Origin of the sequence: Solirubrobacter soli DSM 22325, from assembly GCF_000423665.1 — a bacterium.
GTDB classification, from domain to species: Bacteria; Actinomycetota; Thermoleophilia; order Solirubrobacterales; family Solirubrobacteraceae; genus Solirubrobacter; species Solirubrobacter soli.
This window is the reverse complement of record NZ_KE384069.1, coordinates 460,129-485,148: the sequence shown is the minus strand read 5'-3', so window position 1 is coordinate 485,148 and position 25,020 is coordinate 460,129. Positions and strand designations below refer to the sequence as shown.

Annotated in this window: 19 protein-coding genes; 3 read left to right on the top strand and 16 right to left on the bottom strand. The window is 71.6% G+C overall.

The window, feature by feature from the left end; genetic code table 11:
* Window positions 1-12: 12 nt before the first annotated feature.
* The gene (locus tag G569_RS0131760; RefSeq protein ID WP_028066407.1) at window positions 13-1,998 is read left to right on the top strand and encodes an MMPL family transporter; all 1,986 of its coding nucleotides are present in this window, start codon (window positions 13-15) and stop codon (window positions 1,996-1,998) included.
* Here G569_RS0131760 and G569_RS0131755 read toward each other — a convergent pair.
* From G569_RS0131755 to G569_RS0131730, 6 genes are all read right to left on the bottom strand, one after another.
* Window positions 1,995-3,923, bottom strand: a complete 1,929-nt coding sequence (locus G569_RS0131755; RefSeq protein ID WP_028066406.1) for a heterodisulfide reductase-related iron-sulfur binding cluster — start codon at window positions 3,921-3,923, stop codon at window positions 1,995-1,997. The two genes, G569_RS0131760 and G569_RS0131755, sit on opposite strands and share 4 nt — an antisense overlap.
* Window positions 3,920-4,819, bottom strand: a complete 900-nt coding sequence (locus tag G569_RS0131750) for an electron transfer flavoprotein subunit alpha/FixB family protein (protein ID WP_028066405.1) — start codon at window positions 4,817-4,819, stop codon at window positions 3,920-3,922. The genes G569_RS0131755 and G569_RS0131750 overlap by 4 nt, the downstream gene beginning before the upstream one ends.
* Before the next feature lie 68 nt (window positions 4,820-4,887).
* Complete coding sequence (locus G569_RS0131745) at window positions 4,888-5,622, bottom strand: electron transfer flavoprotein subunit beta/FixA family protein (protein WP_028066404.1); 735 nt, start codon at window positions 5,620-5,622, stop codon at window positions 4,888-4,890.
* Entirely contained in the window at window positions 5,622-6,785 is a 1,164-nt protein-coding gene (locus G569_RS0131740) for an acyl-CoA dehydrogenase family protein (protein ID WP_028066403.1), read from the bottom strand. The genes G569_RS0131745 and G569_RS0131740 overlap by 1 nt, the downstream gene beginning before the upstream one ends.
* A gap of 51 nt (window positions 6,786-6,836) precedes the next feature.
* Window positions 6,837-7,904, bottom strand: coding sequence for an epoxide hydrolase family protein (locus tag G569_RS0131735; protein ID WP_028066402.1), 1,068 nt, complete (start codon window positions 7,902-7,904; stop codon window positions 6,837-6,839).
* Window positions 7,885-9,501, bottom strand: a complete 1,617-nt coding sequence (locus G569_RS0131730) for an AMP-binding protein (protein WP_028066401.1) — start codon at window positions 9,499-9,501, stop codon at window positions 7,885-7,887. The genes G569_RS0131735 and G569_RS0131730 overlap by 20 nt, the downstream gene beginning before the upstream one ends.
* Before the next feature lie 77 nt (window positions 9,502-9,578).
* On the opposite strand from G569_RS0131730, the gene G569_RS0131725 reads away from it, so the two are divergent.
* The gene (locus tag G569_RS0131725) at window positions 9,579-10,139 is read left to right on the top strand and encodes a TetR-type transcription factor C-terminal domain-containing protein (protein ID WP_028066400.1); all 561 of its coding nucleotides are present in this window, start codon (window positions 9,579-9,581) and stop codon (window positions 10,137-10,139) included.
* A 12-nt stretch (window positions 10,140-10,151) separates the two neighbouring features.
* Here the strand turns inward: G569_RS0131725 and G569_RS0131720 are convergent, their stop codons facing one another.
* Together G569_RS0131720 and G569_RS66150 are read right to left on the bottom strand one after the other, a co-directional pair.
* Window positions 10,152-10,400 (bottom strand): hypothetical protein, encoded by a 249-nt coding sequence (locus G569_RS0131720; RefSeq protein WP_028066399.1) that lies wholly within the window; start codon window positions 10,398-10,400, stop codon window positions 10,152-10,154.
* 67 nt (window positions 10,401-10,467) lie between these two features.
* Window positions 10,468-13,335, bottom strand: a complete 2,868-nt coding sequence (locus G569_RS66150) for a helix-turn-helix transcriptional regulator (protein ID WP_028066398.1) — start codon at window positions 13,333-13,335, stop codon at window positions 10,468-10,470.
* Window positions 13,336-13,386: 51 nt separating this feature from the next.
* On the opposite strand from G569_RS66150, the gene G569_RS53220 reads away from it, so the two are divergent.
* The gene (locus tag G569_RS53220) at window positions 13,387-15,528 is read left to right on the top strand and encodes a S41 family peptidase (protein ID WP_053227262.1); all 2,142 of its coding nucleotides are present in this window, start codon (window positions 13,387-13,389) and stop codon (window positions 15,526-15,528) included.
* Here G569_RS53220 and G569_RS0131705 read toward each other — a convergent pair.
* The 8 genes from G569_RS0131705 to G569_RS59395 form a co-directional block, all read right to left on the bottom strand.
* Complete coding sequence (locus G569_RS0131705; protein ID WP_053227261.1) at window positions 15,525-16,175, bottom strand: response regulator transcription factor; 651 nt, start codon at window positions 16,173-16,175, stop codon at window positions 15,525-15,527. The two genes, G569_RS53220 and G569_RS0131705, sit on opposite strands and share 4 nt — an antisense overlap.
* A 171-nt stretch (window positions 16,176-16,346) precedes the next feature.
* Window positions 16,347-17,156, bottom strand: coding sequence for a caspase family protein (locus tag G569_RS0131700; protein ID WP_028066396.1), 810 nt, complete (start codon window positions 17,154-17,156; stop codon window positions 16,347-16,349).
* Between the two features lie 61 nt (window positions 17,157-17,217).
* The gene (locus G569_RS59410; protein WP_053227260.1) at window positions 17,218-17,853 is read right to left on the bottom strand and encodes a hypothetical protein; all 636 of its coding nucleotides are present in this window, start codon (window positions 17,851-17,853) and stop codon (window positions 17,218-17,220) included.
* A gap of 32 nt (window positions 17,854-17,885) precedes the next feature.
* Window positions 17,886-18,668, bottom strand: a complete 783-nt coding sequence (locus G569_RS59405; RefSeq protein WP_053227259.1) for a peptidoglycan-binding protein — start codon at window positions 18,666-18,668, stop codon at window positions 17,886-17,888.
* A 156-nt stretch (window positions 18,669-18,824) separates the two neighbouring features.
* Window positions 18,825-19,802, bottom strand: coding sequence for a zinc-binding dehydrogenase (locus G569_RS0131685; RefSeq protein ID WP_028066395.1), 978 nt, complete (start codon window positions 19,800-19,802; stop codon window positions 18,825-18,827).
* Between the two features lie 34 nt (window positions 19,803-19,836).
* On the bottom strand, window positions 19,837-20,412 hold the full coding sequence (locus G569_RS0131680; RefSeq protein WP_028066394.1) for a 3'-5' exonuclease: 576 nt from the start codon (window positions 20,410-20,412) through the stop codon (window positions 19,837-19,839).
* A complete protein-coding gene (locus tag G569_RS59400) occupies window positions 20,400-20,771 on the bottom strand; it encodes a hypothetical protein (RefSeq protein WP_053227258.1) in 372 nt (123 codons plus the stop codon). Before G569_RS59400 ends, G569_RS0131680 begins: the two co-directional genes overlap by 13 nt.
* Window positions 20,771-24,976, bottom strand: a complete 4,206-nt coding sequence (locus G569_RS59395) for a hypothetical protein (protein WP_053227257.1) — start codon at window positions 24,974-24,976, stop codon at window positions 20,771-20,773. Before G569_RS59395 ends, G569_RS59400 begins: the two co-directional genes overlap by 1 nt.
* Between the last annotated feature and the right edge of the window lie 44 nt (window positions 24,977-25,020).

The following is a 25,020-nucleotide window of genomic DNA, read 5'->3' as shown; positions in this document are numbered from 1 at the left end:
GCAAAATGGGTCGTGATCGCGCTGTGGCTGGTGGCCGCGGTCGTCGCGTTCCCGTTCCAGTCCAAGCTGCAGGCGCTGGCGTCCGACGAGAGCGACGCGTTCCAGGACAGCAAGGCGGAGTCGGTCAAGGTCAACGACACGATCGAGCGGGCGTTCGCCGGCGGCGGCGAGACGACGGCGCTCGTGCTGTACACGAAGAACGGCCAGCTGCAGCCCGAGGACTTCGACCAGGTCACCCGTGACGGGGCGGCGCTGTGCGAGAAGGGCCGGATCCCCGACGTCGTGCGGGTGATCACGCGGCAGAACCTCTCGTGCGGCGAGCTCCCGCAGATCACCTACCAGCCGTCGAGCACGATCAAGCCGTTCTCGGATGACCAGACGAGCCAGATCTCGACGATCTGGACGTCCGACGACGCGACCGAGACGGTGGTCCGCGACGTCGCCGCCATCCGCGCCGCGATCAAGCCGCCGCCGGGGGTGAAGGCGTACGTCACCGGCGAGGCCGCGTTCGCGGCCGATCAGTCCAAGGCCCTGGAGGGGATCGACCAGACGCTGCTGATCGTCACGTTGGCGCTGGTCCTGTTCCTGCTGCTGGCGATCTACCGCAACCCGTTCATCGCCGTCGTCCCGCTGATCGTGGTCGGCATCGCCTACGTGGTCGCCGCGGGCGTGGTCTACGCGGGCGCGAAGGCGGGGCTCTACCGGCCGACCGGCCAGGCCACGGCGATCCTGATCGTGCTGATGTTCGGCGCGGGCACCGACTACTGCCTGCTGCTGCTGGCCCGCTACCGCGAGGAGCTCGCGGCCGGGTCGCCCGACCCGATGGGCACGGCGGTGCGGCGCACGATGCCGACGATCGTCTCGGCGGGCGGGATCGTGGCCGGCGTGATGCTGGTGCTCACGGTCGCCGACTACAACGCGACGCGCTGGATGGGCCCGGTGCTGGCGATCGGCATCGCCGTGACCGTCCTCGCCGGGATCACGTTGCTCCCCGCGATCCTGTCTGTGCTGCCCAAGACCGCGTTCCGCGCGGGCAAGAGCTCCGGGATGTGGCCGCGCATCGGCGCGCTCGTCCGCGAGCGGCCCGGGATGCTGATCGCCGCGGTGCTGGCCGTGCTCGTCGCGGGCGCGCTCGGCAACCTCAAGGACCGCGAGCCGCTGGACTTCGCCGAGCAGTTCCGCAGCCAGCCGGAGTCGGTCGCCGGCCTGCGGGTGATGCAGGCGAAGTTCCCGCCCGGCCAGTCAGGGCCGGTCGACATCGTGATCGACCAGGGCGTGCTCTCGACGAAGCTGCCGCAGCTGGGGTCCGACGTCGCCTACAGCGTGGACCTCGTCGGGTACTCGAAGGACGCCAAGCGGGCGCTCGTGCGGGTCACGCTCGACGGGGACCCCTTCACCGAGCGGGCCACCGAGGCGGTCACGAAGCTGCGCGAGAACGCGAAGGCGATCTCACCCACGGCGATGGTCGGCGGCGCGACCGCGGAGGTGATGGACGCCGAGGCCGCGCTGCGCCGCGACGCGCGGCTCATCGTCCCGCTCGCGCTCATCCTCGTCTTCGTGATCATCGCCGCGCTGCTGCGGAGCCTGATCGCCCCGATCTACGTGATCCTCACGGTCGTCCTCAGCTACGCGTTCGCGCTCGGCGTCTCGAGCATCGTCTTCGGCAAGTCCGACCCCGCCGAGCCGTTGTTCACGTTCCTGTTCCTGGTCGCGCTCGGGGTCGACTACAACGTCTTCCTGCTCACCCGTATCAAGGAGGCGAGACGCAACCTCTCCCACGAGGATGCGGTGATCAAGGGCCTCGAGCTGACCGGCGGTGTCATCACCAGCGCCGGCCTGATCCTCGCCGGCACGTTCTGCACGCTGCTGGCGACCGAGCTCCAGAGCCTCTACCAGGTCGGGTTCACCGTGGCGCTCGGCCTGCTCGTGGACACCTTCCTGATCCGGATCTTCCTCGTGCCGTCGATCGCGCTCCGGCTCGGGCCGAAGGCGCTCTAGCCCGGCAGCGCCTCCTCGAGCAGCTCGGTGAGCTCGCGCAGGGCGAGCCGGTCCTCGTGGCCGGAGGTCTTGATCGCGTCCTCGAACATCGTCACGTCCTTCGGGCAGGCGACGACGAAGTAGTCGAGCTCGCCGAGGCCGGCGGCCTCGCGGATCCGGTTCTCCGACGGGCGCTCGGCGCCGAGCTCGTCCTTGATCCAGATGCGGCCGCCGCCGGCGCCGCAGCAGAAGGAGTTGTCGCGGTTGCGCGGCATCTCGACGAGCGTGCACCCGAGCCGCTCCAGGATGCGGCGAGGCGCCTCGTACTCGTCGTTGTGGCGGCCGAGATAGCACGGATCGTGGTAGGTCACGCGGTAGCGCAGCCGCCCGCCGACGTCGAGCCTTCCGGCCTCGATCAGCTCGAGCAGGAACGTCGTGTGGTGTGACACGGGCCAGCTGCCGCCGAGGTCGGGGTACTCGTTGCGCAGCGTGTTGAGCGAGTGCGGGTCCGAGGTGACGATGCGGTTGAACTCGGCGCCGGAGAGCGTGCCGATGTTCTCTTCCGCCAGTGCCTCCCAGAGCCCTTCCTCCCCCACCCGGCGCACGTCGTTGCCGGCGGTGCGCTCGCCGTCGTAGAGGATCCCGAAGTCCACGCCGGCCGCGCGGTACAGCCGCGCGAGCGACCGCGACACCGCCTGGGAGCGCGGGTCGAAGGACGCATAGTCGCCGACGAACCAGAGCACGTCGACGGGCTGCCTGCGCGCGTCCGGGACCTCGAAGTCCAGCTCGCTGGTCCACTTGCCGCGACGGCGCTTGTTCTCCCCGAACGAGTTGCCGGACTTCTGCACCACCCGGAGCGTCGACTGCAGCTCCGCGGGCAGCTCGCCCTCCTCGACCGCGCGTCGGCGCAGCTGGTTGATGATCGGCGCCTGCTCGATGCCGACCGGGCAGACCTCCACACACGCGTTGCACTGCATGCACGACCAGATCGTCTCGGGGGCGATCGGCGAAGGACCACCACCGGAGCGGAGGACGTCGCGCAGGTCGAGCACGACGTCGCGTGGTGACAGCGGCTTGCCGGTGGCCAGCGCCGGGCACGCCTCGTGGCACTTGCCACAGCGGGTGCAGGCGTCGATCTGCAGCAGGTGGACCGGCAGGAAGTCCTCGAGCGTCGCGTACCCGGCGGGCTGGTCCGCGGGCGCCGGCCGCAGGCGCTTCCCCGCCTTGGGGTCGCGCGCAGCGAGTGAGAGGAACCCTTGGAGCATGTGCGTGGCCTTCGTGTACGGGATCGCCGCCACGAGCGTGAGCGCCACCAGCCCGTGCGCCCACCACAGGCCCATCCGCAGCGCGTCGAGGTCGCCGATGCCCGTGAACGCGCGGCTCACGAGCCAGCCCGCGGGGCTGTAGTCGAGGTCCTGTGGGTCGTCCATCGCGATCCGCACGCCCTCGAGCACGAAGCCCGTGACCAACAGGTACAGCAGCCCGGTCACCAGCGCCCAGTCCCCCCAGCGGTACGTCAGCTTCGCCGGCCTCGCCAGCGCCCGGCGGACCATCATGTAGAGCACGCCCGCGAGCAGCACGATCCCCATCACGTCGAGGATCAGCGAGTACCAGCGGTAGAAGTCGCCCTTGAAGAAGCGCCAGCCGAAGAAGCGCTCGGTCACATCGGTGTTGATCGCCAGCACGACCGTGCCGATGAACAGCGTCGCGAAGCCGTAGAACATCGCGGCGTGGGCGATGCCGGCCTTCGTGTCGCGCCGGCGGATCGTGCGGTGGCTGAGGACGGTCTTCAGCGCCTCCCGGTAGCGCAGCGGCCGCGGCAGGTCCTTGTAGTGGCGCAGCGGCGCGTACAGCCCGTAGGCGAACACGCCGACCGATGCCACCGCGAGGACGTACCAGAGGGCCTCGAGCCAGCCCGGGAAGTGCCAGAAGACCTCGCGGGTCACTCGAAGTGCGGCGGCAGCGCCCGTGCCACGTCGTAGAGGTCGGCGACGGCGCCGTAGTGGGCGACCTGGAAGATCGGCGCCTCCGGATCGGTGTTGACGGCGATGATCGTGTCCGCCTTGCGCATCCCGGCGAGGTGCTGGATCGCGCCCGAGATGCCGAGCGCGAGATAGACCTTGGGCTTGACCGTCTTCCCCGACTGGCCGACCTGCCGCGCCGCCGGGACGAACCCGGCGTCGACCAGCGGCCGCGAGACCGCCAGCGTCGCGCTGATCCTCTCCGCGATCTCCTCGAACTCCGCCACGCCGTCGGCGTCCTCGACGCCGCGCCCGATCGAGAGCAGGAAGCCCGACGTCGTGATGTCCACGTCGCCCGCCTCGGCCTCGACGTAGCCGAGGTGCTCGACGACCGCGACCGACTCGTCGACCGCGAGTTCCTCGACCGTGGCGGTGCCGGTGGCGGTCGTGCCCTCGAACGCACCCGGGCGGACCATCAGCAGCGCGGGCCCGTCGAACTCGAGCGTCGCCACGAGCCGGTCGCCGTAGGCGCCACGCGTGACCGGGTTCACGCCGGTGACATCGGACGCGAACCCCAGGCCCAGCTCGGCCGCGACCGCGGGCGCGTAGCCCATCGCGTCGACGCTGTGCGGCGCGAGGATCACGTCGGGCGCGAAGCGCTCGATCGCGGCCTTGGCCGCCGCGGCGGCGACGTGCGGCTCGTAGTGCTCGCGCCGCCCCACCAGCACCGTGTCGGCGCCGCTGAGCGCCTCGGTCGGCGCGTCTCCGACGAGCAGGACGTCGACGGGCCCGCCGATCGTCGCCGCCGCCGTCAGCAGCTCGAGGCTGACGTCGCGCAGCTCGCCGCGCCGCGCCTCGGCGATCACCAGGACCCCACTCACCACGGCACCCACGAGATGCCCGAAACCTTCGCTTGGTCCCTCGGCGACCCTGTCATCGGGCTCCTCATCTACGCCACCTTGCTCTTGATGATCGATGCGATCCGCGCCGCGATGTCGTCGGCGCCGCCTTCGAGCATGTCGGCCCCTTCGCCCTTCGCCGGCGGCGCCAGTGACACCAGCCGCGCGCCCGGCTCGATCGCGTCGACCTCGCGCACGTCCATCGGCTTCGCGCTCGCCTGGCGGATGCCGCGCAACGTCGCGTAGCGCGGCTCGTTGATGCCGGTCTGCACGGTCAGCAGCGCCGGAAGGGGCACCCGCAACCGCTCGATCAACCCGCCCTCGAGCTCGCGCTCGACCGTCGCGGCGCCGTCGGCGACCTCGATCTTCTTGACCACGGCGACGCGGGGAAGCTGGAGCAGACCCGCCAGCGCCACACCCGTCGCGCCGTTGACGGCGTCCGAGGACTGCACGCCGCACAGCACCAGGTCCGGCGCCTCCTCGCGCACGACCGGCGCGAGCAGCCGCGCGATCGCGAGCGGGTCGAGCACCTCGTCGGTGCGCAGGTGCACGGCGCGGTCGGCCCCCATCGCCAGCACCGTCAACAGGCCGTCGCGCGCCTCGTCGTTGCCGACGGTGACGGCGATGACCTCACCGTCGCCGCGCAGCTCGAGCGCGGCCTCCATCGCGAACGTGTCCCACTCGTTGAGGTCCCACTCCAGCGCGTCCTCGTCGACCGCGAGCCCGTCGAGCTCGAAGTCCTCGTCCGGGGTCGCCACCTGCTTGACCGCCACCACGATCTTCATCAGAACGACCTCGGGAGGCCGAGGTTCTCGGCGATCGCGTTGCGGGCCATCTCGTTGGTGATCGGGCCGATCTTCCACAGCCGCGCGTCGCGCCAGTAGCGCTGCATGTCGGTGTCGGCCGAGTAGCCCATGCCGCCCAGGATCGAGATCCCCAGGTCGGCGGCTTTGACCGCGTATTCAGAGGCCACCACCTTGGCCATGCTCGCCTCCAGATGGCAGGGCTTGTCCTGGTTGAGCAGGTTCGCCGCGCGGTAGACCATCAGCTCGGCCTGGTCGCGCATCATCGCGATCTCCGCGACGTAGTTCTGGATCGTCTGGAACTCGCCGATCTTCTTGCCGAAGGCGGAGCGCTGCTTGACGTAGTCGAGCGCGTCCTCGAGCACCCCGTCGAGGATCCCGCAGCAGAACGCGCCGACCATCATCCGCTCGTTGTTGAGCGTCGGCAGCAGCATGTACCACGCCTGGCCGGGCTCGCCGAGGACGTCCGCGTCCGGCACGAAGACGTCGCGCAGGTTGACCTGGCAGGAGCCGATCGCGCGCATGCCGAGCTTTCCGAGCTCGGTGATGTTCACGCCCGCGGCCTTCGTGTCCAGCAGGAACAGCGTGACGCCCTGGTGGCGCTTGACCACGGAGTCGTCCGTGCGCGCCAGCAGCAGGATGTAGTCCGCGACGTGGGCGCTCGAGCACCAGATCTTCGTGCCGTTGATCCTCCACCCGCCGTCGACCTTGTCGGCGCGGGTCTTCATCGCGCCGAGCACGTCGGTGCCGCCGTCGGGCTCCGTGAAGCCGATCGAGAAGCGCAGCTTGCCCTCGGCGATCCGCGGCAGGATGCGCTCCTTCTGCTCGCCTGAGCCGTACAGGCCGACCGACTTCGACCCGGCGAACGACGTGATCCCCCAGACCCAGCTGAGGCCGCCGAGCGAGCGGCACAGCTCGCGGGCCAGGACCATCTGGGTCATGACGTCGCCGCCCTCGCCGCCGTACTCCTCGGGGACGCTCAGCCCGTGGTAGCCGGCCTTCGTGAACTTGTCCCACAACTCGAACGGATACTCATGCTCCTTGCGCTCGAGCTCCCGCGCGTAGTCCTTGGGTGTCTCCTTGTCCACCCACTTGCGGACCTGTCGCCGGAACAGGCGCAGCTCCTCGCTCAGCTCGAAGTCCATCGCTCTCCTAGAACAAACACTCGTTTGATTTTTCCATCGTAGCGGATGGCGTCAAGTGCGTTGCAGGAAGAACGCCCGCAGCTCGGCCGCGACGGCGGCCGGCTGCTCGGCGGCGGCGAAGTGGCCGCCGCGCTCCATCACGGTCCAGCGCTTGAGGTTCATCCGCTCCTCGGCGACGGCACGCGGGAGCAGGATCAGCTCCTTGGGAAACACCGCGACGCCGGTCGGCGCCTCGATGCGCGCGAGACCCCAGCGGCGGTTGAAGTGCTCGTGGTAGATGCGCAGCGAGCTGCCGATCGCCCCGGTCAGCCAGTAGAGCGAGGCGGTCGTGCAGAGGAAGTCGCGGTCGAAGACCTCGATGCCACCGTCGCTCCACGCCGCCCGGCGCTCCCACAGCCAGGCCGCGGTGCCGACCGGCGAGTCCACGAGCGCATAGGCGAGCGTCTGCGGGTCGATGCTGTGCACCGTCGAGTGGCTGCGCGTGATCCGGCTGGCCTCCTTGAGCCGCGCCGGCATCCATGCCTCGTCCGGCGCGAACTCCATGGTGCGCAGCTCGCGCATGTCGATGCCGGGGAAGACCGGCATCGTCAGGAACACGCCGGTCAGGTGGTCGGCGTGGTGGGCGCCGAGCTCGGCGGTGACGATCGCGCCCCAGTCGCCCCCGGCGGCGGCGAACCGCTCGTGGCCGAGCCGGTGCATCAGCTCGACCCACAGCTCCGCGACCCGCTCCGGGTGCACGCCCGTGGTCCGCAGCGGCGTGGAGAAGGCGTAGCCGGGCAATGACGGCACGATCAGCTCGAACTCGCCGCGCAGCTCGTCGATCACCTGCGCGTAGTCCCAGTACGTCCACGGCCAGCCGTGGGTCAGCAGCAGCGGCGGACCGTCGCCGGGGACGTGGACGAAGTGGATCGGGATGCCGTCGATCTCGGTGACGAACTGCGGGTCCGCGTTGATCGCCTCGGGCCAGTCCCAGCGCGACCAATGCTCGACCATCCCCCGCAGCCACTCGCGCTCGACGCCGTAGGTCCAGTCCGCGTTGCCGAAGTCGTCCGCCCAGCGGGTCGTCCGGAGCCGCGCGCGCAGCGGCTCGAGGTCGATGTCAACCCGGAACGGGCGCACCGAGCTCCGCCGCGATCGCTTCGCGCAGGACGAACTTCTGGATCTTCGTGCCTGACATCGGCCACTCGTCGACGAACCGCACGTGCCGCGGGACCTTGTAGCTCGCGATCTGGCCCTGGCAGTAGGCGACGATCTCGTCCTCCGTCGCGGTGGCATTGCGCTTGAGCTGGACGAACGCGGCGACGACCTCGCCGTACTTGGCATCCGGCGCCGCCACGACCTGGGCGATGCTCACCGCCGGGTGGCCGACGAGATGGCCCTCGACCTCGAGCGCGGAGACGTTCTCGCCGCCGACCTTGAGCATGTCCTTCAGGCGGCCCGCGTAGGTCAGGCGCCCGGCGTCGTCGAGCTTCGCGAGGTCCTGCGAGTGGAAGTAGCCCTCGGCGTCGAACGCGGCGGCGGTCAGCTCGGGATCCTTGTAATAGCCCTCGAACAGCGCGTAGCCCTTGAAGCACAGCTCGCCGACGGTGTTCGGCTCCAGGCGCTCGCCGGTCTCCGGGTGGGCGATCTTGACCTGCATCCCCTCGAGCGGGCGGCCGAGCGTGTTCATGCGCGCGTCGTACCCGTCGTCGGGGCGGGTGAGCGTGAGATTGCTCGAGCACTCGGTGGCGCCATAGGAGGAGACCTGCGCGGCGTAGGGCATCCGCGCCTCGAGCTGCATCAGCCGCTCCGGCACGCAGATCGACTGGATGATCCGGATCGCGCTGAGGTCGTGGCGGTCGAACGCGTCGTGGTCGAGCACCTGCAGCCAGATCGTCTCGAACGCCGGGTAGATCACGGTCGCGCGCTCTTCCTCGAGCATCCGCAGCGCGGTCGTGGGCTCGAAGTGACCGGCGTGGACGAACTTCGCGCCGACGCTGAACGTGCCGAGCATCGGCACGATGCCGCCGATGTGGAAGAGCGGCAGCGGGTCCCAGAAGGTGTCCTGGTCGGTGAGGTCGAAGCGGGCGCGGGCGACGTTGGCGCCGTGGCGGACGAGCGCTTCGTGGGTGAGCAGGCAGCCCTTCGGCCGCGCGCTCGTCCCGCTCGTGTACATGAGCATCGCCACGTCGCGTATCCGCACCTGCACGCCGCGCGCTCCGAGGTCCTGCCCGCCCGCCTCGAACTGCTCGCGGGCGAGCAGGCCCGGGCGCTCCGCGTCGAGGTCGACGATCTGCCGCAAGGCGGGCGCGCCGGCGAGGCGCAGCGCGCGGGCGTCCTGCTCGGGCAGCTCGGGGAAGACCTGGGTGAGCAGCTCGGGGTAGTCGGTCCCGTCGGGCGCCGCCGCGGTGATCAGCACCCGCGCGTCGGAGTGGCCGATGACGTGGCTGAGCTCGGACACCTTGAAGCGCGCGTTGACCGGGACGACGACGGCGCCGAGCTTCGCCGCGCCGAACAGCGCGAGCACGAACTCGACCCGGTTGGCGAGCAGGATGCCGACTTTGTCGCCGGCCTCGACGCCGAGTCCGAGCAGCGCGCGGGCGAACGCGTCGCTGCGCTCGGCGAGCTGCGCGTAGGTGAGGCGGGCGTCCGGGAACACGAGCGCCTCGCGCTCCGGCGTCGCCGCGGCCTGGCGGTCGACGAGGTGGCCCAGCGTGGTGGCTTCGATGTAGTTCACGACCATCCGGTTGGTTGGTTTGGCTGCAGACTGCCACGCCACGTGACCGCGCGCAACCGCGACTAGGATCCCCGCCCGTGCCGCCCGCCCGCGACGCCATCCTCGAAGCCGCGCTGGCGGTCTTCCGCGAGAACGGCTACGAGCGCACCTCCGTGCGCGCGATCGCCGAGCGCGCCGACGTCTCGATCTCCAGCCTCTATGCCCACATCAAGGGCAAGCAGGAGCTCTTCCTCGAACTCGTCGCGCCGGTCTTCGAGCACGCCCGCGCCGACATGGCCGAGATCGTCGCGTCCGACGCCCCCGCGCGCGAGAAGCTCCGCCGCGCGATCGTCCGCGGCACGAGCGCCTTCGACGAGAACTACGAGGAGCTCGTGATCTACCTGCGCGACTTCTTCCCGATCCTCCAGCGCGCCGACCCCGAAGCCCGACGCGAGTACGAGCAGTCGTGGATCGCGCTGATCGAGCAGGGCATCGCCGAAGGCGTGCTGCGCGACGACGTGGACCCCAAGATGGCCGCCTACGGCATCCTCGGGATGATCAACTGGATGCACCAGTGGTACCGGCCCGGCGGGCGCTTCACCGCGGCCGAGATCGGCGAGCAGTACGCGACGTCCTGGATCGACGGCCTGTCGGCCTGATCGGCCCGAAGCTCAGATCGATCCGCTCTCGAGGCCGCCCTTCCAGTGGCCGTCGTCGATGTCCTCCCCCGCGGGGACGCTGTTCACCTGCAGCCAGCACCCGGTGGTGCCGTGTTCGGTCTTGACGGCGTCGGTGACCTTGGTCAGCGCCGTGGGACCGTCGAGCAGCCCCAGAGCGACGACCCGGAAGTCGCCGACCGCGGCCCACATGCTTCTCAGCGCCCCCTCGTGCTCGATCGCGGCCTTGAGCGTCTGTGCCACGGCCGGCTCCTCGCCCTCAGCGGCAGCGCAGAGAAATAGATACGAAGGCATGCTCTCCCCTTTCGAGTCAGCTCTTGACGAGACCGAGCTGGCGTCCGATGCGCGCGGCCATGACGCGATTGCGTGCGTCCAGCTTGCCCAGGATTCTCGACACGTGCACACCGACGGTCCGTTCGCTGATGAACAGGCGCTCGGCGATCTGCCGGTTCGTCATCCCCTCGGCGAGCAGCTCGAGCACCTCGTGTTCTCGGGGGGAGAGTCCGCCCGCGATGGTGCCGGGCGTCTGAATCGGCTCCGGGACGCTGAGCGGGATGCGGGCGGCGCGCGCCAGCGCGTCGATCTCATTCCGCAACGGCGTGGCCCCGAGGGCGGCGGACACGACCGACGCGCGTCGCAGCGGCTCGGCGGCGTCATGACGCGACCCACCGTCGGAGAGGATCGCCTCGGCCTGCCGCCAACGGGCGTAGGCGGCAGGGTAGAGATGTTCGACGCCCTCCCAGGCCGCCGCGGCCGCCGCCCACGCCTGGCTCGCGGGTCCGCCGACGAGCCGGAGGTGCTCGGCACGGGCGGCGGTGACGTGCGCGACGGTGATGGGCGGGGCCGGCTCCGCCAGGGCCTGCAGGTCCGCGAGGAGAGCGTCCGCCGATTCGCGGGACGGGGGTCCGACGTCGGCCTCGGCCCGCAGGCCGAGGAGGTAGAGCGCCGGCGTGTAGAGCGGCTCGGCCTGGTCGCCGATCAGCGCCAGCCCACGGCGGACCTCGGCTCCAGCCTCCAGCGGACGCTGCTGCCACAGCGCCAGCTCCGCCGCCGCGGCATAGACGCCTGGGAGGAACTCGGCAGCGATCCCACCCTCGCACGCGGCGCGAGCGAGGTCGAGGTGATCGGTCGCACGATCCACGTCCCCGCGGGCGACGGCGAGTTGTGCCGCGACGGCATGGTGCATCACCTCGGCGACCAGCTTGACGGGGCGACGGGCGCACTCGCGCAGCCGCGCGTCGGCCTCGTCCCAGCGCCCCAACCGGAACAGGTCCTCAGCAGCGTTGACGCGCATGAACACGCCAAACGATCCGTCCAGCCCGAGCCGGGACGAGCGCTCCGCGCCGGCGTCCATCACAGTCAGGGCATCCCCGAAACGGCCGCGCAGGCGCAGGACCTCGGCGAGGTACAGCTCCGTGCGCGCGAGGTCGTCCGGCCGGCCGGCGATCGCGGACACGCGCTTGGCTTCGCGCAGTTGGCGCTCTCCCTCGTCGAGCGCGCCGAGGAAGGCGAGCGTGATGCCGAGCGTCATCCGCGCCCGGACCTCTTCCGCCTCCGTATCCGCCTCCAGCGCGAGGCGCAAGGCCTCATCGGCGCGCGCACGGGCCTCGTCCCAGCGAAGCAGATGGGTCAGCGTCCTGGCTTCGGCGCCGAGCAGGCGTGAGCGTGCGGCACCAGCGTTTGGGAGAAGCGTCAATGCCCGCCGGTACGAGTCCAGTGCAGCTTCATCGTCCATGAACTGCGAATCGCCGAGGCGCTCGTAGAGCGCGGCGGCGCGGTCGGGCTGGCCGCGCGGGTCGACCGCCTCGAGCCCGTTCCGGCACAGAGCCGCGGCGCGATCGTAGTCGCCGGTGAGCCTGGCGGCCTCGGCGGCTTCCATCAGCACGTCGATCCGGTCGAGCATTCCCAGACCTGGCTCGTCCCACAGCTCGAGGGCTCGCTCGAAGTGGTCGAGCGCCTGCGTGAAGGCGAACACACGCTTGGCCGAACGCCCGGCGTCGATCGAGGCCGCCAGCGCGCGAGGCACGTCGCCCGCCGCATGCCAGTGATAGGCGAGCTCGGAGGCATCGGCCCCCGCGCCCTCGAGCGCGCGTCCCACGGCGTCGTGGAGGACGCGGCGTTCGCCGGGTAGGAGCTCCGCGTAGACCGCCTCCCTCAGGAGTGCGTGCCGCAGGTCGTAGCCGTCGGCGACGGTCACCACGTTGGCCGCGAGCGCTTCGCGGATCGCCGCCTGCGCCTCCCCTTCCGAGATCCCGGCGGCGGCGAGCCGCCCGCCGGGGAGGGGCCGCCCGGCGACGGCGAGTAGCTGGACGATCCGCAGCGCGGAAGCAGAGAGCGTGTCGACGCGGGCGAGCAACGCGTCGGCGATGGTGACCGGCAAGGCGCCGCCACGATCCTCGGCCGCGAGCAACTCCTCCACGAAGAACGGGTTGCCCTCGGCCCGCCGATGGATCGTGTCGAGCATCGCCAACGGCGCCGGCCGGCCGAGGATGTCCTCGAGTTGGCGTTCCACGTCGCGGCGCCCGAGCGGGGCGAGCTCGAGTCGGCGCACACCGTCGCGCCGCGCCAGCTCCGTGAGCGTGGCACGGAGGGGATGCGAGCGGTCGACGTCCTCGCGCCGGTAACTCACCACAGTCGCGATCCGCTCGTCGTGGAGGCTGCGCACCAGGAAGGCGAGCAGGTCACGGGTCGCCGCATCGGACCAGTGGAGATCCTCCAAGACGATCAGTGTCAACCGCGCGGTCGTCAGGAGCCGGACCACGGCCAACAGCTGCTCGAAGAGACGAGACCGCGAAGTCGCGCTCGGGGCCGGCGGCTCATCACCCGGCCGGGCGAGCTCGGGAGCGAGCCGGGCGAGCTCGACGCGGACCGGTTCAGGAGCCTCTTCGAGCAGCTCGGCCGCGGGTCCGCGCAGCGCCATGCGCAGGACCGCGACGATCGGCGCGAACGGCAGCTCGCTCTCGCCCAACGGTACGCATTCCCCGCGCAGCGCGAGAAATCCGCGATTGTCGGCCCTGCGTCCGAGCTCGCGCAGCAGCCGCGTCTTGCCGACGCCCGCGTCACCGGTGACCAGGGTCAGGGAAGGCCTGCCGCGCTCGGCGGCCGCGAGCGCTTCGTCGAGGAGCGCGAGCTCGTCCTCCCGGCCCACGATCGACGAACTCGAGATCCGGCGCGTCACCGATCCATCTTCGCGTCTCCCGCTGCCCGCCGGGTTTGCGAGCATCGCGCGATGGGACGCGCAGGTCTGGCGGAAGATCTCCTTGGAGCGGTCGCACCCCTCAGCGAGTTCAAGCTCGGACGGCGCGAGCTCTCGGCGAAGGAGATGGCGACGATCGCCGAGCAGGCCGAGATCCTCCTACGGGAGTGCTACGTGCACCTTCCGCTCAAGCGGGCGGTGCACGGCGTGGATCCCGAGTTCGAGCTGCGACAGCTGCTCGGACGCGTGCGCTCCAACCGGCTGGCCGAGCCGGAGTTCCACGACGCGATGACGGCGATCTTCAACTCCCTGCGCGACCTCCACACGATGTACGTCCTCCCGCGGCCGTACCGGCGGCAGATCGCCTTCCTGCCGTGGATGATCGAGGAGTACTTCCGCGCTGATGGCCGGCGCGCCTTCGTGGTTTCCAAGGTCTACGAGCCGCTTGCCCGTGACCTGCGGGCCGGTACGACCGTGACCCACTGGAACGGCGTGCCGATCGAGCGTGCCGTGCGCCTGCTCGCGGCCAAGCGGGCGGGCAGCAACGAGTGGGCGGAGTGGGCGCGCGGCGTCGACGGCTTGACGTTCCGGTGGATGGGCAAGAGCGGTCGACCCGACGAGGACGAGGTCACGCTCACGTGCTCAAGCCGCGGCCGCGTGCGCCGGATCACGTCCCCGTGGTACGTAGCGCATCGGCCGGAGGACGGTCCGACGAGCGACATGGCCCCTGAGGCGGCGCTCGGCCTCGGGCTCGATGAGGAAGCCGAATGGATCCGGCAGGTCAAGCGGGTGCTCTACGCCACCGAGGCAGCGCCGGACCCGCTCGTGAGCCCCGCGTTCTCCGACGTGCTGCGCTCCGCCGCCATGCCCGGAGACCCGGGATCCGGGTACCTGCGCATCTTCAGCTTCAACGTGGATGACCCGACCGCGTTCGTGGACGAGGTCAGCCGCGTCGTCGCCAGGTTGCCGCGTGGCGGTTTGATCCTCGACGTGCGCGGCAACGGGGGCGGCAGCATCGTCGCCGCCGAGCGGCTCCTGCAACTGTTCACCGGCCGCACGATCGAGCCCGAGCCGTTGCGGTTCCGCAACACGGGGATGATGGCGCGGGTCGCCGACAACCTCCCGTTCGCGCCGGAGCTCTTCGACGCGATGACGTGGCAGGAGGCGGCCGGGATCCAGTACTCACCCGCGACTTACCTCGCGGACCGGTCGGTCTACAACGACGTCAAGCGGGTCTATCGAGGTCCGATCGTCCTGCTGGTCGACGCGCTCGCCTACAGCGCGACGGACATCTTCGCCGCGGGGTTCGAGGATCACGACATCGGGTTCATCGTCGGCACGGCCCCGGCCACGGGCGCCGGCGGCGCCAACGTCTGGGGGTACGAGACCCTGCGGGCATTCCTTCAGGACGGCGGCCGGCCGAGTTTCACGGCGCTTCCTCTGGAAGCCTCGTTCACCGTGGCGGTGCGTCAGACGTCGCGCGTCGGGGCACATCTGGGGAATCCGCTCGAGCACCTCGGCGTCTTCGCGAACTCGCACGCCCTCACGCGGCGGGACGTGCTGCACGGCAACGCGGACCTGCTCGAGACCGCCGTGCTCATGCTCGAAGCGCAGAGGCAGATGTCGGACGACAAGGTGGACGAGCGCGACGTCGCGACCTATACGGACCAGTTCCTCCGTCACGCGGCCACCAGCCCTCGGCCCGTGATCGGCTATCGCATCCTCGACTGGCTCGGCAGCGGGCATGCGGAGCGCTCCGCTGGTTTCCTCGACTACCTGTCAGCGGTCGGCCCGGAGGCGGTCGACGCCTTCGCGGGCGATCGCGAGGACGATCTCGGCAAGATCGTCGACCTCGCGCAACCGAGCTTCACGGGACAAAGCCCTCAACTCGATGGCGGGCTCCGTTGGCTCGGATACGTCGTGCGCTCCGCGGCGCGGCATGAGCGAACTCCGCTTCTGGAACACGCCGTCGGCGTGCTGTTCGACCTCGCGCCGAGGCGCCGGCGCCTCGGGGAACGGATGGAGACGCGCGGCTGGCTGCTCCGGCTCAGCGGCGATGCAGCCCGCACCGTCGCCGGCGCGCTCGCGAGCCGGCCGCGCACGGTCCGCTGGTACCTCTCGGAGGGCTGGCAACCGCCCGACACGCTCGATCCCGCGTTGCGCGCCGTGCTCTAGACAGCGTCGTGGTGCAGCGCGAGCGCGGCGAGGACACGCCGGTTGTTGGCGCGGCCTTCCGGGATGCGCAGCTTGGCCAGGACCCGGCTCACGTGCTTCTCGACGGCGTGCTCGGAGACGTCGAGCTCCTTCGCGACGCCCAGGTTCGACCGTCCGGCCGCGACCTGGGCCAGGACGTCACGTTCCCTCTCGGTGAGCTCACCGAGAGGGTCGGGCGCGTGGCCGAGCAGCACCGCTACGACCGGCGGGTCGAGCATTGTCCCGCCGGCCGCGACACAGCGGATCGCCCCCGTGAAGTGCTCCACGTCGGCGACATGCCCCTCGAGGAGGTAGCCGATCCCGGCGGTGCCGCGGGAGGCGAGCTCGGTCGCGGTCTCGACGTCCAGTCGGTTCGCGATGAGCAGGACTCGGACGTCGGGGAGGTGGCGGCGAAGGCCGGCACCGCAGGCGGGGTCCGCGATGACGACGTCGGGCCGGTGCGTCGCGGCTGCCGCCGCAAGCTCGGCGGCGGCTCCGGCGACAGCGAGCAGGTCGAAGTCCGCACGGAGCAGCAGCCGTCGCAGGCCCTCGCGGTACAGCGCCTGGGAATGGCCCAGGACGATTCGGATGGCACCGGGCGTCGGCCGGTGCGCGCAAGCACTGGTCATCGGGTCCTCTCTGAGGTGATCGCGGCGAGCTCGGCGACGGGACGGTGTGGGGTGGTGCGGCCCCGCCGTTCGAGCAGTGCGATGAAGGTACGCCCGCGGTCGCGGGCCCACATCGAGAGAACGACGTATTCGCGTGTGCCGGCCCTACGTATTCGCAGGGCCGGCACGCGGTCAGCGCGGTACGTAGCCGAAAACGGGCGCGGCTTTGAGGGTCGGCATTCCCTCCAGCTGCGGGTTCTGGACGAGCCCGGTCGCGTGGATGCCGGCCGTCGCCATCTGGTGGGCGGCGGCGTACGTGATCGCCTGGCCTGCGTCCCACGCGGCGAGGACCGCGCGCGCGAAGTGGTACGTCATCGCCCCGTGGTAGCCCTCGGTGAACTTCGCGTCCCAGCTGACCTGCCCGGCCTCGCAGCCGGCGAGCAGGAGATGTTCGGCGGGCGAGCCCGCGACGCCGCCGAACCGCGCCACGTGGCCTCGCGGCGCGACGGCGCCCCGGGTCGCCTGCGGGGGATCCCACAGGCGCGGGATCGCGTGGAGCGGCGGGGCCTCGCGTGCCAGCGTCCCGCTGTGGCAGGAGTCCGACCCGACGAACACCCGAGTACCGGAGCGGGCGCGGGCGAGCACGGCCGCGAGCCGGTCGTCCGATAGCGGCCGTCCCACGTCGTTGTCGTAGGTGCAGATGGCCTCGTCGAGCACGTCGGCGTCCTCGTCACCATCCAGGTCCGGGACCTGGAAGCCGTGCGAGGCGTTCCAGACCACCAGCTCGTCACCGGCGCGAAGGCGCTCAACGTGCTCCCCGATGGTCTCGAGGATCGCGCTGTAGGTCGCCGCCGAGTCATGCAACTGCTGCACGCTGAAGCCGGCGCGGACGAGCAGCTCGCCGATCAGCAGTGCGTCATCGACGCACCCGCGCAGCGGGGGCACGTCGCTTTCGGGCGCGTAGTGGTTCAGACCGATGCAGACGGCCGTCTTCTCGGGCACGGGGTTCTCCTTGCGAGGTTGGTCGGCGGGCCGCTGAGCGGCCCGCCGAGGTCGGATCGGGTCAGAGCAGCCGCAGAATCCGGAGAGCCTCGTCGACCGCGTTCACGGTCTGCCCGATCTCCTGGATGATCTGCAGGATGCGGACCTTCGGAGCGTGGGTGTGGAGGATCTCGATCCGAGTGGTGCGCTGGGCCACATCGGCCGGAACGGCCTGGACCCAGTGGTCGGTGCGGTCGGAGCGCTTGAACGGGATCCGGAAGCCGTCGACGCCGAACTGGACGACGTCCGAGCAGTGCAGGATCTCGCCGTTGGCGCCGGCCAAGAGCACGCACACGCCGCCGGTGAAGCCGATCCACGGCTGGGTCGTCCATGTGCGGGTGTCGCCGTCGAGACGCCCGGCCTCTTGGGACAGGCGGACGGTCGAGCTCATGTAGCGGCGCGGCATGTCGCTGTGGACCTCGTCCTGGCGCGAGGCCTCGATCAGGCCGCGGGCCTCGAACTCGGGGCCGACCGGGATCGAGTCGAGCTCGCCCGCGTCGACGTTGAGCACCGGCACCGCGCCGGAGCCTTCGCGCGGAGCGGCGTTGATCTCGTTGAGCAGGGTCTCGTCCTGGATGAGCTGGCGCTCGCCGGCGACCACGAGGTAGGTCTCGTCGCCGGAGCGCAGCAGGACGCCGTCCGGATAGGTGGCGGACATGGGAGGGGTTCCTTTCGTGAGGGAGTGGCGGCTCAGGCGATGTGCCCGAAGCCGTCGACCTGGTTGAGATGACGCTTGCGGCGCATGACCTGGCCGCCGTTGGAGTCGTTGCCGACCGAGGTGTTGCCCTCGATGCAGGTGAACGTGCCGTCGGCGAGGAACGACTCGACGATCCCGATGTGGTCCGGCACGCCGCCGTCCCAGTTGAAGATCGCGATGTCGCCCGGGACCGGAGCGCTCCGGCCCTTCCAGCGACCGGTGGCGCGCAGCCACGCCGAGACCGTCGGCACGTACGCGCAGCCGAGCCGGTTCACCCCGGCGCCCTTGAACCCTTTGCAGAGGGTGACGCCGGCACCTTCGTGGAAGCAGTAGGAGACGAAGATCGCGCACCACGGCACGCCGTCGCTGCCGTACCAGCGACCGAAGGACGTCCGGTTGGAGCCCGCCGGCTGCTCACGCGTGCCGAGGTGCTTGCGCGCCTCGATCAGCGCCCGCTTGCCGGTCCGGCTCGCCGCCAGCCGGTCGCTCCGCGGCGAGTCGAGGTCGCCGGCGAGCGCCGCCCGGGTGGCCGGCTCGAGGACGCCGGCGCCGTCGAGATCGTGGTCGCGCTGGAACTCCTGGACCGCATATGCCGTGGCGACGCCATAGCGTCCGTCGAGCGGTCCGGGTGAGTAGCCGAGCGTGGCCAGCCGCTCCTGCACGGCGAGCACGTCCGTGCCGGAGATGAGCGGGCTGACGACCAAGAGGTCGCGTTGCCCGCTGAGCGCCTCGTCGGCAATCGCCGCCGAGACGTCGAGCGTTTGGATCGGGGACATGAGTCCTCCAATAGGGGGAACGGGGAGGAGTCGGGCGGCGTTTCGTTCGGCCTGTCCGACTGAGATCAGTCTCCCGTCCGCGACCTCTGCAGAACACCCGGGCAGCGCTAGTTCTCGTGGCCGCTGGCTCCCCGGGCGGGGTACGGCCGGCGGCGCTCAGGCGGCCGTGTGGAACACGACCTTGCCGAACAGCTCGCCGTCCACCATTCGGCGGATGCCCTCGCCGGCATCGGCGAGCGCGAACGTCGAGTCGACGACCGGCTCGATGCCCGAGCTCGCACAGAGCTGCGCGAGGCGGCGCAGCTCGTCGCGAGTGCCCATCGCCACGCCCTGGATGCGGATCTGATTGAGGAAGACGCGCGCGAGCTCGGGATCGACCGCGGTCCCGCTCGTCGCGCCGACGGTGACCAGCAGCCCGCCTGGCTTGAGCGCGCGCAGCGAGTGCTTGAACGTCGCCTGCCCGACGCTGTCCATCACGGCGTCGACGCGCTCGGGCAGGCGCTCGCCGTCGGCGAACGCGGCGTCGGCGCCGAGCGTCTCGACCGCCTTGGCGCGCTTGGCCTCGCTGCGGCTCGTCACCCACACCCGCAGCCCGCCCGCCTTGCCCAGCGCCACGAGCGCGGTGGAGAGCCCGCCGCCCGCGCCCTGGACGAGGATCGTCGACCCCGCGGGCAGATCGCCGCGACCGAACAGCATCCGGTACGCCGTCAGCCACGCGGTGCCGAGGCACGCCGCGGCGTCCCAACCGAGCTCGGGCGGCTTGGCCACCAGGTTGCGCCGCGGCACCGCGATCCGCTGGGCGAACGTCCCGTCGATGCCGTCGGAGAGCATCCGCCGCCGCGGGTCCAGCGTCTCGTCTCCCCCACCCGCGTCCGGGTCGGCGATCAGCGGGTAGACGATCACCTCGTTGCCGTCGGCGTCGACCCCCGCCCCGTCGGACCCGAGCACGCACGGCAACCAGCCGTCCTGCACGCCCACGCCGCGCATGTTCCACACGTCGTGGTGGTTGAGCGACGCCGCCCGGAGGTCGACCGTCGTCCAGCCGTCAGGGGCCGCCGGCGCCTCGCGCTCGGCGACCTCCACCGCGCTCAGCGGGTCGGTCGCGGACGTCCGGACGAGCGAGAGTGCGAGCATGCCCCGCAGGCTACTCGATCAAACGATCGGTTGGTCAAGGAGACCACTCGAACAGGTTCGCGAACAGGTCGGCCTGCTCGATCGCGTCGTCGAGCGCGTTGTGGGTGTGCGCGCGCGTCGAGAGCAGGTGCGCCGGCATCGCCCGCTTGGCCGCCTTGCCGATCCGCACGCGCGCCTTGGTCATGTAGAGCGACTTCATGTCGAACACGCCGCTGAAGCCGAACGGGTTCTCCGGGGCGAACCGGGCGAGGTAGATCGACACCCAGGTCCAGTCGAACGCCGCGGGGTAGGCGACGAACACGGGCCGTCCGTCGCCGGCGGCCTCGCGCACCCAGGCGGCGAAGCGCGTCATGCCGTCAGCCGGGGTCTCCCCCTCGCGCGCCAGCCGCTCGCGGTCGAGGCCGGCGACCGCCGCCGCCTGCACGTCGAACTCGTCGCCGACCGGCTGCAGCTCGGCGTAGAACGTCGTCGCGGTCGGGTCGAGCCGGGTGAAGGTCGTCCCGTCGAACGTGCCGGCGACCGCCGCGCCGAGCGACGACAGCGAGTGGACGAGCGGGATCGGGCCGTCGGCCTCGACGTCGACCGAGATGTAGACGTCTACGCCGGCCACGGCAGCGACGGATCGTTGTAGCCGCCGCGGTGCGGAAGCTGGTCCTCGTAGTCGCAGACGGCGACCGCGGCCCAACCGCGCGCCCACAGCGCCTCGAGCAGGCCGCCGACGGTCGTCAGCGGGGGCTCGTCCCGCTCCGGAAGGACCTCGACCGCGTACTGGAAGTGCAGGAAGCCGCCGGGGAAGGTGCGGCGGGCGTCCGGGGAGTAGTCGTCGTGCTCGTCCACCGGGAAGTCGAAGCCGGGCGCCTGCACCCCGTAGTCGTCGACGGTCCCGCCGACCGCGGCGGCGACCGCCGCACGGAGCTCATCCGTGCTCGCGGGTCCGTCCACGTGAATCCGGCACCAGCCATCGTCCATTACGGCATGGAAATGTAGGGACCGACGTCGAGCGGGCTCCCGGAGCGGATCACGGAGAGATCGACCTTGGGCAGGTTGAACTCCCGGGCGATGGCCTGCGCCAGGCCGCTCAGGCCGAGCTCGCCGCGGGCGATCTTGCCGTAGTGGATCGAGTACCAGGCCGTGCGCTCGGTCGCGTTCTTGGTCGCCGCCTTGAGCGCGTCCTCGGCGATGTCAGGGCCGAGCGCCCGCAGCTCCTTGATCCGCTCGGGCGTGATCTTCATGCGCTGACTGAGGATCTCGTCGAAGCGGCCCTCGTCCACCAGGATCGCCAGGTCCAGGTCGCTCTTCTCGCCCGGGATGCCGGCGGCGCGGCTGCCCTGGGCGCGGATGTCGGAGCCGTACTGCGCGGCCTGCGCGCGGACCCGCTGGCCGACCTGCGCCCACTCCTCCTCGAGCAGGCCGGCCGGGACGCCCCTGGCCCGCGCGTCGGCGATCGCCTGCTCGAGCTTGGTCGGGTCGGGCTCGCGATCGAGGTACTTGGCGAGTGAGCCGGGCCGTTCGACGGTGTTCATCAGCCGCTCGCGCTGGGCGGCGTCGGGCACGCGCTCCCAGATCTTGTTGAGCGCGGCCTCGAGCTCGTCGGGCGAGCCGTGCTGGCTCAGCCAGCGCGCCAGCCGCTCCTTCGAACCGGCCTTGGCGAGCAGTCGGTTGAGCTGCTCGGCGTCGGGCACGAGGCTGCGCAGCCGGTTGGAGAGCGCGTCGTCGCCCAGCAGCTCCTCGGCGGGGTTCGTGCCGGTGGGCTTGCCCTTGGTGAGCGCCTCTTCGGCCTTCCCGAGGTCGCCGCCGGCGTCCTTGATGGCTTGCTCGAGCTTGGCGCCGTCGTTGCCGGCGGCGGCGAGCATGCGCTCGAGCGTCTTGACGTCGTTGCCGGTGGCGGTGAGGAGGCGCTCGAGGCGGGCGGCGTCGCCGCCGCACGCTTTCAACAGCTCCTCGGCCGCGCCGGCGTCCTTGCCCAGGCGCGTGAGCAGCGCGCCGAGCTTGCCGCCGTCGTTGTCCATGAGCACGAGCAGGCGCTCGAGCCGGCCGGGATCGTTGCCGGCCTTGGTGAGGAGCTGCTCGAGCGCCTCGCCGTCCTTGCCGAGGATGCCGAGCAGGCGCTCCAGCTGGGCCTCGTCGCTGATGATCGCGCGCAGGCGGGCGAGCCGGGCGGCGTCGGCGGTGGCCTCGCCCGCGGCGCCGAGCCCGAGCAGCCGGCCGAGCCAGCCCGCGATCTTGGCGCCGAAGACGAGCGAGACGATGTCGAACGCGACCTCGCCGACGAGCTTGCCGCGTTCGTAGTCCGACAGCTGGTCGTTGGTGAACGCGATGTACAGCTTGATCGCGACCATGACCGCGACGATCACGATCGCGATCACCAGCAGGATCGTCCCGATCGAGGCCAGGAACTCGGCCACGGCGACGATCGCGCCGAGCACCGCGATCACGCCCGCGAGGCCGCCGACGAGCGCGCCGATGATGAGCGCGATCACGATCACCGCGAGCACCACGAGCACGACGACGGCCAGGATCTTGATCATGTCCCAGGCGGCGCCGAGGAAGCCGACGATCATCCCGCCGACGAAGTTCGCGGCGCGCGAGAGCCAGCTCTCGTCCTCGATGTCCTTGGCCTTGGCGTCGATCTGCCCGCCGAGGTCGTCGACCATCTTCTGCTGCGCGGCGAGGCCGTCGTCCACCTTCTTGGTGACCTGCGCGGTGGCGTCCGCGAGCTGCTTGGCCCAGCCGTGGTCGGAGTCGGTGACGACCTTGGCCAGCTGCTCCTCGACGCCGGTCTGGATCTTCGAGAACTCGTCGCCCGCGTCGGCGGACTCCTTCTTCATGCCCGGCAGCGCGCCGTCGACGGCCTGCTTGCTGCGGGTCGCGAAGTCGGCCGCCGCCTTGTTGCTCGGGTCCGACGCCTTCTGCCCCGCCTGCTTGATCGCGTCCGTGGCCTTGGTGGAGGCGTCGGTCATGCCCTTCGTGGCGGTGTCGGTGAGGCGCTTGAGCTCGGTGTCGAAGCCGGCGACGGCGGCGTCGAGGTCGGCCTCCGTGCTGCTCAGGTCCGCGGTCGCCATGCCCTGCAGGCCCTCCACGTGGGCCGCCGCCTCGTCGAGCTGCTGGGTCGTCTGCTGGACGCCCTGGTCGATCTTCTCCTCGGCCGTCTTGCGGGTCTGCTCGATGGAGTTCGCGGCGCTGTTGCCGAGCTCGACGATCGCCTTGGCCTGATCCTGCTGGCCGCGGAGCTGCGCGAGCAGGTCGTCCTTGTCCTTCGTGATCCCCTGCAGCGTCGTCTTCGCGGCGTCGTCGATCTTCTGGACCGCTGAGGCGCGCCGCTTCTCGATGCGATCCTTGGCCGCCTTGAGGTCGGCGGTCGCCATCTGGTTGGCGGCGTCGTCGCCTTCCTTGGTGAACTTGTCGGCGAGCTTGCCCATGTCCGACCGGACCGTGCTCGCGACCTCCTGGCCCGCCTTGGTGATCTCATCGGCGGTGCCACTCGCCAGCTCGTGCGCCGCGCGCGCCTTCTCGCCGCCGCGATTGGTGGGCTGCAGCGCCGCCGCCTTGGTCTGTCCGACCTGGATCGCCGCGACCGCCTTCAGCCGCGCTCCGCCGAGCGCGCGATTGGCCTGGTCCTCGCCGACCTTGCGCGCCGCGGTCGCGTGCCGGTTGGCCGCCGCCTTGACCTCGGTCTGCCGCGAGCGCACCGCCTCGTCGAGCGCCTGCAGAGCGTCCTGCGCGCCCTTGTTGACCGCGCCGGTCTCCTGCGAGCGGGTGGTCTCGAGCCGCGACTCCGCGTCCGTCGCCGCGGCCTCGACCGACTTGATCGAATCGCCGGTCTCCCGGTTGATGCGATCGGCCTCGTTGCTCGCGGCGGACTTCACGCTCTGCGACTCGCGGTTCGCGGCCTCCTGCAACTGCGCCTTGGCCTGGTCGCCCGCGGCGACAACATGAGCGCGCTGCTCCTTGATGTGCGCCAACAGTTGCGCGGGCGCGGCGATGTCCGCACCCGGACCCCCGCCGGAGGAGTCCGCCGCGGGCCCGCCTCCGATCGGCCCTGCGGCGTTCGCCACCGATGCGCTCGCCGACCGAGCACCGCCACCGCCCGGAGCCGCGAACGCCGCCCCGTTCGCGGCGCCGCCACCGCCGGGAGCCGCGACCGCCGCCCCGTTGGCGGTGCCGCCACCGGGAGCCGCGACCGCCTTGCCGGCCGGACCCGCCGGCCCCCCGCCACCGCCGGCCGACGCGGCCGCGGACTGGCCGCCCGGACCCGCGGGCGCACCGCCGCCGCCCGCCGAAGACGCCGCCGCTCCGCCGGCCGGAGCTGCCACCGCGCCGCCGCCGGCCGGAGCCGCCACCGCGCCGCCGCCGGCCGGAGCCGCCACCGATGGGGCGGCCGAGGCCGCGGGGGCCGCACCGCCGCTCGCTGGAGCCGCTACCGCCTCGCCGGCCGGAGCCGCGGGCGCCGCCGCGCCACCGCTCGCCGGGGCCGCCACCGCCTCGCCGCCGGGAGCGGCCACCGATGGGCCGGCCGGCGCCGCCACGGGCTCGCCGACGGGCGACGCAGGGGCCGCACCGCCGCTCGCTGGAGCCGCCACCGCCTCGCCGGCCGGAGCCGCAGGCGCCGCCGCGCCGCCGCTCGCCGGGGCCGCCACTGCCTCGCCGCCGGGAGCGGCCACCGATGGGCCGGCCGGCGCCGCCACGGGCTCGCCGACGGGCGACGCAGGGGCCGCACCGCCGCTCGCTGGAGCCGCCACCGCCTCGCCGGCCGGAGCCGCAGGCGCCGCCGCGCCGCCGCTCGCCGGGGCCGCCACTGCCTCGCCGCCGGGAGCGGCCACCGATGGGCCGGCCGGCGCCGCCACGGGCTCGCCGACGGGCGCCGCAGGGGCCGCGCCGCCGCTCGCCGGGGCCGCCACCGACTCGCCGGCCGGACCCGCAGCCGCCCCGCCGCTCGCCGGGGGCGCCACCGTCCCTGTCCCGCCGGCGGGGGCGCCCGCGGATGCGGCGTTGCGGCGTTCGTCTTCGATCAGCCGGGCGACGGCCTGGTTTCCGAGCGTGCGCTGGAGGGCGAGGAGCCGGCCGGGGCTCAGCGAGCGGGGATCGACGCGCTGGGGGAGCGGCGACTCGCTGGTCGCCGGCTCCGGTGGAGCGGATTCCGGGGCTTTGGCGAGGAGCTCGCGCTCAGAATCCACAGGGCAGATCACACCCGATCCGCATGGGTTCGCGCAAGCTCCTC

What these genes read in the sequence shown, in the direction of transcription:
- G569_RS0131705 (WP_053227261.1), bottom strand. Translation starts at nt 16,175, where the DNA reads ATGACCAGTGCTTGCGCGCACCGGCCGACGCCCGGTGCCATCCGAATC.
- G569_RS0131745 (WP_028066404.1), bottom strand. Translation starts at nt 5,622, where the DNA reads ATGAAGATCGTGGTGGCGGTCAAGCAGGTGGCGACCCCGGACGAGGAC.
- G569_RS59405 (WP_053227259.1), bottom strand. Translation starts at nt 18,668, where the DNA reads ATGTCCCCGATCCAAACGCTCGACGTCTCGGCGGCGATTGCCGACGAG.
- G569_RS0131740 (WP_028066403.1), bottom strand. Translation starts at nt 6,785, where the DNA reads ATGGACTTCGAGCTGAGCGAGGAGCTGCGCCTGTTCCGGCGACAGGTC.
- G569_RS59400 (WP_053227258.1), bottom strand. Translation starts at nt 20,771, where the DNA reads ATGGACGATGGCTGGTGCCGGATTCACGTGGACGGACCCGCGAGCACG.
- G569_RS53220 (WP_053227262.1), top strand. Translation starts at nt 13,387, where the DNA reads ATGGGACGCGCAGGTCTGGCGGAAGATCTCCTTGGAGCGGTCGCACCC.
- G569_RS59410 (WP_053227260.1), bottom strand. Translation starts at nt 17,853, where the DNA reads ATGTCCGCCACCTATCCGGACGGCGTCCTGCTGCGCTCCGGCGACGAG.
- G569_RS0131685 (WP_028066395.1), bottom strand. Translation starts at nt 19,802, where the DNA reads ATGCTCGCACTCTCGCTCGTCCGGACGTCCGCGACCGACCCGCTGAGC.